Consider the following 11383-nt stretch of genomic DNA (forward strand, 5'->3'; position numbering starts at 1 on the left):
ATCCCGCTGATCACCCCCTTGGACGGGTCCGGGTGGTGGGCGAGACCGGACCCGTCCAAGGGGGTGATCAGCGGGATGACGTGCTCCATGGTGTCTCCTCCATCAAGGCGGCTCAGGAGAGTCCCGAGCGGGGGTATGGGAAGGCCGGCCGCCCGCATATGGGCGGCCCGCCGGGAACGGGGTGGATCAGGCTGGTGAGTACGCGGCCGATGTCCGCCGGCTCTCACCGTGCTGGACCGGCAGAAGGCCGGTCGGGCGGTCCGAGCCACGGTGCCGGCGTATCCCGTCACCGTGGCCCGTCGAATGAGGGATGCGACAGGCCGTTGGTACTGGATTGGGGATCTACAGCTCGCCGGAGCCGCCGCAGGTGCCGCAATCGGCCTGGTAGGTGTGGGTGCCGGTCACGATCGTCTCGCCCTTGCCCGTTCCGTTGCAGGTGGTGCAGCGAATCGGCGCCGGAGGCGGGGCGTCCTCGGTGCTGGTGCTCACTGGTCGCCTCCCTGGTACGAGGCGTAGCAGGTGTCGCACACCAACATGCCGCCCTGCTCGACCATCGGCTTGCCGCAGCAGATCACTGGGCACCGCCTCGGGTGAGTCGGCCGCGGCCGGCGTCGCCGCCCTTGCGGGCGCCGGGGACCGGGCTGGGCTTGGCGGGGTAGTGGCCGCCGCGGGCCGGGTCGTACTCGGTCGCGTACCGAGGGTCGGGCCGGGTGCCGGGGGCGGTGGGGATATCTCGGCGTAGTGCCATGATGGGGTCTCCATCTCTCGCGATGGGCCGGGGCGACCGATCTGCTTGGCGGTAGGGCGGTCGCCCCGGTGAAGCGCGTCTGTGCGACTCCCCGCGCCTCGCCCGTCCAGGGACGGGCGAGGGAGGCAGCCGACAGGCAGTCAGAGCTGGGACTGGTCATCGACCACCTGGAGGTGGTCGATGCTGTGGCCACCGGCGATCAGCGCGGCGGCCAGGTAGTCCACGGCTTCGTCTTTCTCGACGTTCAGTCGGTACCGGCCGAACGCGAGAGCGGATACGTGGGCGCAGGTGACTTCTTCCGTGTGCAGCTTGGTGGCTGCCTGTCGGACCAGGTGCTCGGCGACCCGCCGCAGGAGGGTGTGACGGCGGCGGGCCCGGAGGGTGGCGATCATGGGTTTCCTTCCGATCGAGGTGTGTCTACGCGGGGCGCAGCGTGCCTTGGGGACTTCGGTGCCCCGGACGGGGACGATCACCAGTTGCAGTTGAGGTACTCGGGCCAGCCGTTCTGCCGGGCTTCCAGCTGCTGGTCCAGTTGCTTGCCGTCGTCGCAGGGCTGACCCTGCTGGCACGGCGGGCACTGGGTCTGGTGCTGGTGGGCTGCGCCTGCGGCTCGCATGTAGGCGGTGTAGAGCGGGTGGTTACGGCTCTCGGACATGTTGGCGTTTGGCCTTTTGCTGACGGGCCGGTGATGATCTCGCCCCCTGGCTGGAGGTGACCTGTCCTCGGCCCGGCGCCGCCTCAGGGGCGGGTGGATCTCGTGCACGGAATGGCCGGTATCCCACGCCATGGCGGCCATGAGAGCGGCGGCGTGGAGTACGACTGAGACTGCCGGGCTGCTCAAGCCGCGGCGCGCCAGGATGTGGGCGGCGGCGGCCTGAGCAGCCCTGGCTATGTCACCGGGGCGGCTACGGCTCACGTGCCGGTCGGAGGAAGCGCGGACGAGACCTCGTCGTCGTCCCCGTCATACGGCTTTTCGAGGCCCTGGTTGAGGTCGTCCAGGTCCTTGTCGGTGTACGCGTGCGCCGTGCTTCCCTGGCCGCAGCCGCAGTCCTCGAAGTTTCGGCCGCACGTTTTGCAGCGGGCGCGGGCACCGGGCTGGGCCGGCGCCCCGACGAGGATGCGCGGGGCGCGGCCGGTCGGCGCCGGCGCGGTCATGCTCTCGCGGAGCATGTACGGCGGCAGGGCGATCAGTGCATCCCCCGGCTCGGGCCCTTCTGTCGGCCCCATCCCGTAGTCCTCCTCCTCCATGTCCTCGTAGAGGCCGCAGGTCGGACGTGAGATCATGAGCGTGCTCACAGCCGTCTCCTTTCCACGCGGTTGTTGTGTGTCGGCGTCCAGGGCTCCACCCCTGGGCGCCTATTTGCTGGCCCTGTACGAGCGGCCACTGCCGTCGACACCCGCCGGTGTGGCTGGGGATGCCGGCGACAGTGGCCGCTGGTCACATGGCGTTGCGCGCCCGGTTGCGGGCGGCGCGGCGCTTCATCGCGCGCCGTTCGTCCTCGCTGAGGCCACCCCAGACACCGGAGTCCTGGCCGGACTCCAGCGCCCACTGCAAGCACCGCTCCATGACAGGGCAGCGGCGGCAGACGGCCTTGGCCTCCTCGGTCTGCAACAGCGCGGGACCGGTGTTGCCGACGGGGAAGAACAGATCGGGGTCTTCCTCGCGGCATACGGCGTTGTGTCGCCAATCCATGGATTCCTCCTGCTATCGGGCGCTTTGGGGGTTCCGCCGCGCACTCCGATCGCCACGGGCCACAGGCGGGTGGGCCGTGGGCGATTGGGCAGCGCGGGGTTGCGGGCCGCGATCCGCGCCGGAGGCGCGGCCGCGGCGAGTGTCAGGAGGCCAGGGTGTGTGGGCTGCGTACCTGTTTCTGCTGACGGTTGGTGTGCTCCACCTGACGCCACTGCGCAGCGCGCTGGCGGCCCTGGAGACGCTCGGCCTGCGCCTCGTTCCGCTGGCGCCGCTCCAAGAGGAGACGGGAGGTCGCCTCCATCTCCGCCAGGCACCGCTCCAGCTCGCCGCCCTCCTCGCACCGACCGCCTCCAGCACACATCGAGCAGCAGGCGCGGTGGAGGGCAACGGCGGTGCGGGCTTTCTCCAGCAGCATGGGCAGCTTCGGCGCCGGCTCACTAGCGGTCGTCGCGATGCGGCTCACCGGCGGCGGTGTCGATGTGCGCGGTTTGCGGGTGACCCGGTTGGTACGGCGGCCCGCCACTGTGCCACTGGCCTCGATCAGCTTCGTGCGATACGCGCCGGCCGAGACGTCGATGGCGACCTTGCGGTTGCTACCAGCCGTGCAGCGGCGCGGGTTTGGGGTGTTGAAGCGGTCGGTGTGGTGGGGCACGAGCTTGGGAGTGCCTCCCATGCCGGTGATGGGGCACCAGGTCCGGCAGTCGGGGCAGATCAGGTGCTCCTTGCCGGGGGTCAGGTCGATCTCGTTCAGCTTGAGCTGGGAGGCGACGATCGGCGGGCGGTGGTTGAGGGTCTTCGTGCGGGGCTTGCGGCGGCGCTTGCGGGCCGTCGGCTCCGCGGTCGTCATGGTCATAGGAGTCTCCTTGCGTCGGAGGCGGGGCGCGTCGCGGTGCTCTCTCCGACCGTCAGGCAGCACAACGGGGTGCCGGCGTCCTGACGGCCGGACAGCGCATCTGCGCTGCGACGTACACCGCAGGAGCCAGTGACCCAGGGGACGCCCTGGCCCGGGGGATTTGGTGGTGCTATCGACCCCGGCCCTCCCCGTGAGGGGAAGGAGCTCCTGCGATGGGTGCTCCGAGAAAGCCGTCTCCGGCTCCCTCGCCACCTGACCGGGTCAAGACCACGGTCTAGATGACAGCTCGGGGCACCATGGAGCCAACCCACTACTTTGCGTAAGGGCTAGCCCCTATTTATGATGGGGGTAGTTCCAAGCCCTGTCAATAGGAGCTAGCCTTTACCCAAGAGTCACGACGAAAGGATGGCGCGGTGCGCGGTTACCGACAGCTGGCAGAGCATCTGCGCCAGCAGATCAACAGGGGGGACTACCCGCCGGGCTCGACGCTGCCGCGGATCATCGATCTCATGGCGGTGCACAGCCTCTCCCGGCAGACGGTTCGAGAGGCGATCGGCGTGCTCGCCGACGAGGGCCTGGTAGTCACCATGGGTAAGGGCGGAACGCAGGTGCGGAATCGCCTCCGTGTCCGAATCCCCTTGAGCCGATACAGCCGAGTCCTCCGGCCGGGCGGCACCAAGGGGCCCTGGGAATCGGCTTGCGCCCAACAAGGACTCGACGGGCGGATGAAGGTCGTGGACGTCTCTCGCGGACAGGGGCCGGAAGGCGTCGCAGCACTCCTGGATGCGCCTGAAGATGCCGAACTGCTGCACCGCTGCCGACACGCCACGATCGGACCCGACGACGTTGTGCAGATTCAGCGCGCCTGGTATCTGGCAGATCTTGCCGATGAGGTCGGCATCTCAGGCGAAGGCAAGGTCGTGGGTGGCGTTTTCGCTGCCTTCGCTGCGGCTGGCCATCCTCCCGCGAAGGCCAGCGAGCGGGTTGAGTCGCGTATGCCTAGCCCAAGCGAGGCGGCCCAGCTCAGGATTGGCGGCAAGGTCCCCGTGATAGCGGTTGAGCGGGTCACGAGAGACCGCGAGGGGCGAGCTCTGGAGGTTCTCCGTTCCGTTGCCCCTGCGGATCGAGTTCAACTCATCTACGACGATCTACCGCTTAACACCTGACGGGACATCACTACGCTTTGTGTTGCCGCAGAAACGACACGTGCACCCCCGGCCCTCCGGGACCCTCCCGGAGGGGTATCGTGTCTGCGACATTGATCAAAAATGAGACTGGCCCCCGGTGCCTCGACCTAGCAAGTCGAGAGGGGGCCAGTGGCCAAAGGACCTTTTCGCGGGGGTCCGAAGGCCGGCGACCGCCGTTACAGACCAACGGAGATCGACGTGGACCAGGTTACCTGTCCCCACCGACAGACAGACAGCACCCCGCCGTGGTGCCAGCAGCCGCATGCGCGTGCCGGCTGGCCCTTCGGCGGGGTGTTTGTGTTGCTTACGACCGCCCCCGTGCACACCTCTGGTGTTGAGGGGGTTGGGATGACGTAGGTCATTGGGGGCGGCGCCCGCATCGGGTCTTCTTGCCGCCCCGGGTCGCTCAGCCATCAGGTGATTGGGAGTCACCTGAGCTAGCGCCCCGTCTGCTACCGGAGAGCTTGGGAGAGCTCCCCGAGGGGATTGTTCGCCCGGTTGGGAGCCGGCCGAACAGTTCAAATCAGGTTTCGCGCAGAAACCAGAAGCACCAGGAGGGGGCTTCGTCATGCCCTCACATTGCGAGAGGAGCGCTGTCATTCTGCATCACCGAGCGACCACGCGCCAGCCTGGTCTGTCGCGTGTGCCGGAATACACCGGCCTCGCATGCCCGGAATATCCGGTTACACAGAGTGGCCTTCCTGCTGTCCCGGGAGGGCTCGCCGCTGCTGTGTGCGGCCACGGCCCTCGTTCAGTCCGGACGAGCCGGTGAGCGCCGTGGCGGCACAGGCCGCGGTGATGGTTCCCTCTCCCCGCCCGCCGGCCGACGCAGTCACCGTGCCGCTGCTTCCTGGGCAGCGGTCGGCACCAGGGCACCATGGCGAGAGCAGTCTGGATGATGCGCTGCGGCTGGGTCGGGGTATGCGGCTGCGGCTGCTGGCCGCGGTCCGGGCGCTGCTGTCAGACCCGTCGATCGCCGGGCTGAAGGACGCGCCGAAGCTGGCGGCGGTGGTGTTGTACGCGAAGTCGCGGGCACCGCAGGGGCGCTGGGACGACAATCTGTCATCGATCTGGGGCGCGGAGCTCGGCCGGTGGCTGGGCATGAAGGAGTCCACGGTCCACCACAAGGTGCTGCCCAAGCTTCGCAGCTCTGGGGCGCTGCGGACCCAGGAGGTCAGGAACGCACTGGGGCAGCCGACCGGGCTGAACTGCCTGGTCATGCCACTGTGGAAGGCCCGCAAGGGCCGTGATGCCCGGCATCCGCTGGCGCTGTCGAAGGCGGAGCTTGCGACGCTGCTGCGCCTGTGCGAGGCGCTGTTCGGGCACGGCTGGACGCCGGAGGGGCGGGAGCCGACGCCTCCGGGTCTGCTGGCCGACCGTACGGGCAAGGGGGCGGCCACCGACCGGCTCGGGCTGCTGCTGATGGTGCTGAACACTCGGGCGTCGGGCTGGCTCCAGCTGTGTGGTGGCTCGGTGAAGAAGCGGGAGGGGCGCGGGGCGACGACGCTGGCCCGGCTGCTGGGTTGCTCGCCGGCCGGGGCGCGGAAGGTTCTGGCCCGGCTGACGGAGGCCGGCGTCGTGGCGCGGCAGCGCAAGGCGACGGCGACGCGGATGCACGGCCGGGGGCGGGTCATGCTGCTGCCGGTCGCTCGCGCGTACGGCCGGGTTCTGGCCCCTGTGGAGGGGGTTTCGGGCTCCAGGGCGGTGGTTTCGCAGCGTCCTGATGGTGCAGTCGGAGATCAAGCTCCGGCCGATGCTGCCGCTTCCCTTGGTATGCCTGGGATCTACGGCGCCGCGGACACCGAAGGGGCGGAGGATCGGGAGCGTCCTGATGGTGCAGAGCTCCACGCAGACCACGCTCCTGTGGTTACTCCAGTAGTTCCTCAGCAGCTCTCGTGTGGTTTTTCCGGCGAAGCGCCGTCGGGGTGCTGCGGTCGGCCGGAGTGCGCGTGCGCGCGTGAGGACCAGGCCGGCGACGGTGAGGAGCCAGCGCGGCTGACGCTGGTCGATGGTGGCCCGCTGCGCGGGGAACAGCCCCAGCAGTCCCAGACCGACGAGCACGACCAGGCCCAGGGGGCGGGGCCGGCGGAGCAGAGCTCTGCTGCCAGAGTGCCGACCGCAGGGGGCCAGGGTTCCAGTGGCCAGCAGCGGGGGAGGGTGCCCAGGCCGCCAAGTGATCTTGAGGTTGTGCTCGGGGCGGTCTGGCCGCTTTGGGCGCGCCTGGAGCGCTCCGGTGCCCGCTGCCGGGTCATCACGGTGGCCCGACAGGAGGTGGCAGCCATCTCCCGGGTAGCCGGGCCGGAGGTGGCGCCCCAGCTGCTGGCTGCCCGACTGGAGCGGCGGCTGGCAGACCAGGCCGGACCGGCCGCGGTGGTGGACCCGGTGGGCTGGCTGATCAAGCGGGGCCTGCCGCGCCGGGTGGACTGCACCGATTTCCGGTGCGACGAGGGCCTGCGGATGGACACCGGCGGCCACTGCGAGACCTGCGCCTACCTGATCGCCGACCGGCGTGGCCTGCGCGCCCAGATCGCCGCCCAGGTGGAGGCCACCATGCCAGCCGAGACGCCCAAGGAACGTCGAGTGGTGTACGAGCAGCAGCTGCGCGAAGCCGTCGCGCAGCAGCAGGTGGACGCCCTGGCGCGCTGGGAGTGGGCCGCGGCCGCCCAGCAGCGGCGCAGTGAGGCCGCCGCGGTGGCCCGGGCCAAGGCCGAGGCCGCCGACGCCGCCCGGCAGGCGCTGCCGTGCACGGACTGCGGCGCGCCCCGGGCGGCCGGGCTGTGCGGGACCTGCGGCGAGCAGCGGGCCCTCGCCGAGCTCATCCGCTCCACCACGCGGACGGTGGCCGCCGCGTGGGCCGACATCACCGACCCCGCGGACATCGCGGCGGTCCGCGCCCAGGCCGAGGCCGGCATCCAGGCCGACGTCGATCGGGTCCGTGCCCAGATGCAGGCTCAAGGCGCGACCGACCAGGTGATCGCGGTGGCCGCTCGCCTGGCGGTGGAGTCGGCCGCTGCCGACTACGAGAGCTCCGCGGTGGCGCTCCTGGCCCGTGGCCCGGAGGCCGACACCGAGGCCCGGCTGGCGCGCGAGGCGACGATGCGCCGAGCCCACCACTTCGACTCGCGCGCCGCGGCACAGGAGGCCGCGGCTCAGGCAGCCGAGCAGGCCCGGCAGCGGACCGCCCGGCACCTGCTGACGAACCGTACCGCCGCGCTCCCCGCCGACCAGGCGCCGGCTGCCCGGCACGATGAGCCGGACCCGTACGCGGTGGCGGCTGCACAGGTCCGCGCGGCGATCACTCGTCCCGAGCGGAGGCCCGCCGCCTGAGGTCGCGCCGCTGACCCGGATCGGCCAAGACGATGAATGGGTTAAGGGACGGGTTAAATCGAGGGGAAAATCCTGCTAGTGTTCAGAGTGGAGGTAGACGAATATGGCATCCGAGGAAGAGTTGTTCGCGTCCGTGGACGCACTGCTGGCAGAAGAGCCGCAGCTCCCGCCCCCGGCAGAGCGTGCCCGGCTGCGTGAGGCCGCCGGCATCACCCAGGCCCGCCTCGCAACCGCGCTCAAGACCACGACGCAGACCGTGAAGAACTGGGAGAACGGCCGGTCCGAGCCTCGCCCACCCCGGCTTGAGGCATACCAGCGGCTGCTGAAGGGCTGGGCAACGAAGTACCCCGCGTACGGCACCCCTGCGGCGCCAGCTCCTGCCCTGGCCGTCGCGCCGCATCCCGAGGTCCCGCCCACGTTCACCGGTCCGGCCATCCCAGAGATGGACAGCGCACCGTCGGTCGAGGCGCCCACGGCCCCGGTCGCCCCGCAGCGTCCGGCCCGCCCGGCGACGTCGCGGCGCCCCGTGAAGAAGGCCGCCGCGCCCATGCGGGACCCGCGGTTCCCGCACGGCCCGCTCGCCGTGCTGGACGGTGACGGCTCCGCATACGGCATGGGTGGCATCGTCCTCAGCTGCCCGGCAACCACTGTGCCGGAGCTGGTGGAATGGACACTGCGCGAGTCCCGCCTGGGCGCCGCCCGGCTGCACCGCTACGGCAAGGACAGCGACCCGTTGATCGTGCTTACCGCTGCCGCGGCCGTGAAACTGGGGCTGCCGGAGCGCCTGGAGGGCCACGAGCAGCGCCGTTCCCTGCGCCTGCCCGAGGACCACCCGGTGGTGAAGCAGATCGCGAAGGCCAAGTGGCAGCTCACCCAGCGCGGTTTCGGGCCGTGGGCACGGATCTACCGCAAGGCCCAGGGCCGCGAGCGGCAGTGCGTGCAACTGGCGATCCTGTCCTGGGACGCCCTCGATGACCGTTCCTGGCCCGGCGTGGCCGAGATGGCACCGGCCGACATCGCCCGCGTCCTTGGCGTCTACGCCCAACGAGTCATCACCCCGCGCGGCTCCACCGCCGTCTCCGGCCTGGAACTGATGACAGCGCTGCGCCCACCCACCCGCGCCGTGCGGGACGAAGCGACCGGCAACTGGGTGTCCGGCCACAACCCCGGCTCACTGGGCACCGAGCCGATGGACCCGGCGCCGCCGGAAGCCATCCCCGAGCACCCTGTGGTCGTTCAGTCCGGCTGGACCGGCGGGTTCTTGAACGAGGAGGCGTACCAGTGGGTGCGGCCGTTGGACCTGGTGACCGGTGAGGAGTGCGCGCTGCCCTTCGCGGTCGGCCTGGACCTCAACACCGCGTTCCTCGCCGCCGCGGCCCGCTTGGTCGTCGGCCTGTCCGCCCCCGACCACTTCCACGCCCCGAGGTTCAACCCGAAGATCCCCGGCTCCTGGCTGGTCGACCTCTCCCACATCGAGCTGGACCCGCGCCTGCCCAGCCCGTTCACCCCGGACGGCACCCGCCCAACGGGGCGTGCCTGGTACCAGACACACACCCTCGCCTATGCCCAGGAGCTCGGCTACGACGTCCACCCGATCGAGGCGTACCTGCGCCGGGAGACCGGCGCCTACCTGGACCCGTGGCACGACCGCCTCAAGAACGCCTACGTCGACACCCTCGCCGACCTCGGCGTCACCCGGGACATGTCCGACGCGGAGTTCCTCGCCGCGATGGAGCAGCACAAGCATGTCGACCCGGCCCTGGCCGCCGTGCTGTCCGCCATCAAGGCGACCGTGAAGGGCGGCATCGGCAAGCTGCGCGAGCGCCCGCAGGGCAAGAACTACGAGGCCGGGGACCGGTGGCCGGCCCTGGAACGCCCTGCCTGGCGCCCCGACATCCGCGCCGCTGTCATCTCCAAGGCCCGGGTCAACATGCACCGCAAGCTCAACAACATGGCGAAGATGACCGGGCTGTACCCGCTCGCCGTGCTGTCCGACTGCGTCGTCTACCCCTCCCCGGGCGCGAGCCCGCTGGACTTCCTGCCGTATGCCGCCTCCGGCAAGCCGCAGCCGGGAGGATTCCGCCTCGGGCCCACACCGGGACTGGCGAAACTCGAAGGCGTCCAGTCGATGCCGTGGGCGGTCGACCTGATGGACAAGGGCCTCAACCCGGCCCGGCACATCAAGGGCGGCGACGCCGTCCTGGACGAAGGCGAGTAGGCCGTGCCCGGCAAGACCGGCACACCGTCGCTGGAAGCCGGCGCGGAGCGGGAGCGGACGCTGGACCGCCTGGAGGCGCGCATGGAGGCCCTCCAGTTCTGCCTGCGCACCCGCCGCTGCGCACCGCAATTCGAGCTGTGGCGGCACGACCTGCGCGAAACACGTGAGACCTGGTTCCGGCTGGTCGACCCCGACGGCCAAGACCCCACCCCCGAAAGGAGCTGAACCGTGACTGGAGAGATCGAGGACGCGATCAAGCGGGCCGATCAGGAAGCGGTCACCCGCGAGCCGCCGAAGACCCTCAAGGGCAAGATTGGCTACCTGGTCAGGCAACTGGGCAGTGCAAAGGCCGTCGCCCAGGAGATCGGCGTCACCGCCGACTCCGTCAACCGCTACCGGCGCGGCACCCGCAAGCACCCGCCCAAGGACGTTGCCGCGAAGATCAACGACGCGGTGAGGCAGAGGTGGCAGCCGCAGGTGCGCAGGCGCCGGCAGCAACGGGCCGCCGACACAGGCGGGATCACGGTGGAACTGCGGGCCCGCTTCGGCTACGAGGCCGGCCCCGGCTCGACCGACGACGGCCGCTTCCGCCGACTCACCGTTCACCTCCCCGCCTACTACGCCCGCCGCCTGTTCGACGCCCGTAACGCCGGAGCCAGCGACCAGAAGATGCGTGAAATCGTCGCATTGGGATTCCAGGAGGTCTATTTCAAAGACGGCGGAAGGCGTGCCGACGGCCTCGTAGTCGAATTGAATGACATCGACTACATCGACGTGTCCTTCTAACCGGAGAACGCCCTTCGGGTAAGTACCTGGCCCCTGGGCCTCGCCCCGGCCGCCAGCTGGCAGCCGCTCGCAGGGTCCGGGTCCCCGGCATCGCAACTGCCGGGGACCCGGACCCTCACGCAAACATCCCCAGACCAGCAGCGCAAGCACCCGACCGTGGCCGGCCCGGATCCGTCCCGCCTTGAGGCTCGGCGGGGCCTGGCTGGAGCACTTCAAACCAGCGGCTCCGCCCCCTGAACGCACCCGTGCAGGGGGTGGAGCCGCTGATGCGTGCAGCGGGCCCGGCCCTGGCCAGGCGGTGAAGGGGCTCTGCGTCGCGGCTGGGATGTGGGGGTGTGGGTGCCGGTGTGAAGCTGCTCTGGATCCTGGATGGTTACTATCAGCCAACTGGCCGTGACAGGTACCCTCACACCTCTAGATCAAAAAAGGGGGTTCACCGTGGGGGAAGCCGTCTCGGGGCGAGGAGCAGACAAGCGGGAGTCAACCACCCGAAACGGCGACATTGAGGTGCCGCCTCCACGCCCATCAGCCCCCCCAACAGCACCTCCGCACCCTCCGCGCCCCCCATCCC

Annotated in this window: 12 protein-coding genes; 5 read left to right on the plus strand and 7 right to left on the minus strand. The window is 70.3% G+C overall.

All coding sequences use genetic code 11. The features are described 5' to 3' along the window. Window positions 1–342: 342 nt before the first annotated feature. The 7 genes from E4099_RS33115 to E4099_RS33695 form a co-directional block, all read right to left on the minus strand. Window positions 343–489 (minus strand): hypothetical protein, encoded by a 147-nt coding sequence (locus tag E4099_RS33115; protein WP_167828440.1) that lies wholly within the window; start codon window positions 487–489, stop codon window positions 343–345. An 82-nt stretch (window positions 490–571) separates the two neighbouring features. After that, window positions 572–748, minus strand: a complete 177-nt coding sequence (locus tag E4099_RS33120) for a hypothetical protein (RefSeq protein ID WP_167828441.1) — start codon at window positions 746–748, stop codon at window positions 572–574. Window positions 749–888: 140 nt separating this feature from the next. Then, complete coding sequence (locus tag E4099_RS20990; RefSeq protein WP_135340641.1) at window positions 889–1140, minus strand: hypothetical protein; 252 nt, start codon at window positions 1138–1140, stop codon at window positions 889–891. Between the two features lie 77 nt (window positions 1141–1217). Continuing rightward, window positions 1218–1403, minus strand: a complete 186-nt coding sequence (locus E4099_RS20995) for a hypothetical protein (RefSeq protein WP_135340642.1) — start codon at window positions 1401–1403, stop codon at window positions 1218–1220. 257 nt (window positions 1404–1660) lie between these two features. Further along, window positions 1661–2044: a hypothetical protein gene (locus E4099_RS21000; protein ID WP_135340643.1), complete on the minus strand. Its 384-nt coding sequence runs from the start codon at window positions 2042–2044 to the stop codon at window positions 1661–1663. A 142-nt stretch (window positions 2045–2186) separates the two neighbouring features. Continuing rightward, window positions 2187–2441 carry a WhiB family transcriptional regulator gene (locus tag E4099_RS21005; protein WP_135340644.1) on the minus strand — a complete coding sequence of 85 codons (255 nt, stop codon included), beginning with the start codon at window positions 2439–2441 and terminating at the stop codon, window positions 2187–2189. Between the two features lie 142 nt (window positions 2442–2583). Continuing rightward, complete coding sequence (locus E4099_RS33695) at window positions 2584–3294, minus strand: hypothetical protein (RefSeq protein WP_209446679.1); 711 nt, start codon at window positions 3292–3294, stop codon at window positions 2584–2586. 413 nt (window positions 3295–3707) lie between these two features. Here E4099_RS33695 and E4099_RS21015 point away from each other — a divergent pair, with 413 nt between their 5' ends. The 5 genes from E4099_RS21015 (at window position 3708) to tpg (ending at window position 10812) form a co-directional block, all read left to right on the plus strand. Then, window positions 3708–4460, plus strand: coding sequence for a GntR family transcriptional regulator (locus E4099_RS21015; protein WP_135340645.1), 753 nt, complete (start codon window positions 3708–3710; stop codon window positions 4458–4460). A gap of 858 nt (window positions 4461–5318) precedes the next feature. After that, a complete protein-coding gene (locus E4099_RS34890; RefSeq protein ID WP_135340646.1) occupies window positions 5319–7808 on the plus strand; it encodes a hypothetical protein in 2490 nt (829 codons plus the stop codon). Window positions 7809–7911: 103 nt separating this feature from the next. Beyond that, window positions 7912–10026, plus strand: coding sequence for a telomere-associated protein Tap (gene tap / locus E4099_RS21025; protein WP_135340647.1), 2115 nt, complete (start codon window positions 7912–7914; stop codon window positions 10024–10026). Between the two features lie 3 nt (window positions 10027–10029). Continuing rightward, window positions 10030–10251 carry a hypothetical protein gene (locus E4099_RS21030; protein ID WP_135340648.1) on the plus strand — a complete coding sequence of 74 codons (222 nt, stop codon included), beginning with the start codon at window positions 10030–10032 and terminating at the stop codon, window positions 10249–10251. A 3-nt stretch (window positions 10252–10254) separates the two neighbouring features. Next, window positions 10255–10812 carry a telomere-protecting terminal protein Tpg gene (gene tpg / locus E4099_RS21035; RefSeq protein ID WP_135340649.1) on the plus strand — a complete coding sequence of 186 codons (558 nt, stop codon included), beginning with the start codon at window positions 10255–10257 and terminating at the stop codon, window positions 10810–10812. The last annotated feature ends 571 nt before the right edge of the window (window positions 10813–11383 follow it).

It is taken from the genome of Streptomyces palmae, from assembly GCF_004684805.1.
Taxonomy (GTDB): Bacteria; Actinomycetota; Actinomycetes; order Streptomycetales; family Streptomycetaceae; genus Streptomyces; species Streptomyces palmae.

Excerpts from the sequence above, each read along its gene's own strand:
- E4099_RS33120 (WP_167828441.1), bottom strand. The coding sequence starts at position 748 with ATGGCACTACGCCGAGATATCCCCACCGCCCCCGGCACCCGGCCCGAC.
- E4099_RS20990 (WP_135340641.1), bottom strand. The coding sequence starts at position 1,140 with ATGATCGCCACCCTCCGGGCCCGCCGCCGTCACACCCTCCTGCGGCGG.
- E4099_RS20995 (WP_135340642.1), bottom strand. The coding sequence starts at position 1,403 with ATGTCCGAGAGCCGTAACCACCCGCTCTACACCGCCTACATGCGAGCC.
- E4099_RS21005 (WP_135340644.1), bottom strand. The coding sequence starts at position 2,441 with ATGGATTGGCGACACAACGCCGTATGCCGCGAGGAAGACCCCGATCTG.
- E4099_RS33695 (WP_209446679.1), bottom strand. The coding sequence starts at position 3,294 with ATGACCATGACGACCGCGGAGCCGACGGCCCGCAAGCGCCGCCGCAAG.
- tap (WP_135340647.1), top strand. The coding sequence starts at position 7,912 with ATGGCATCCGAGGAAGAGTTGTTCGCGTCCGTGGACGCACTGCTGGCA.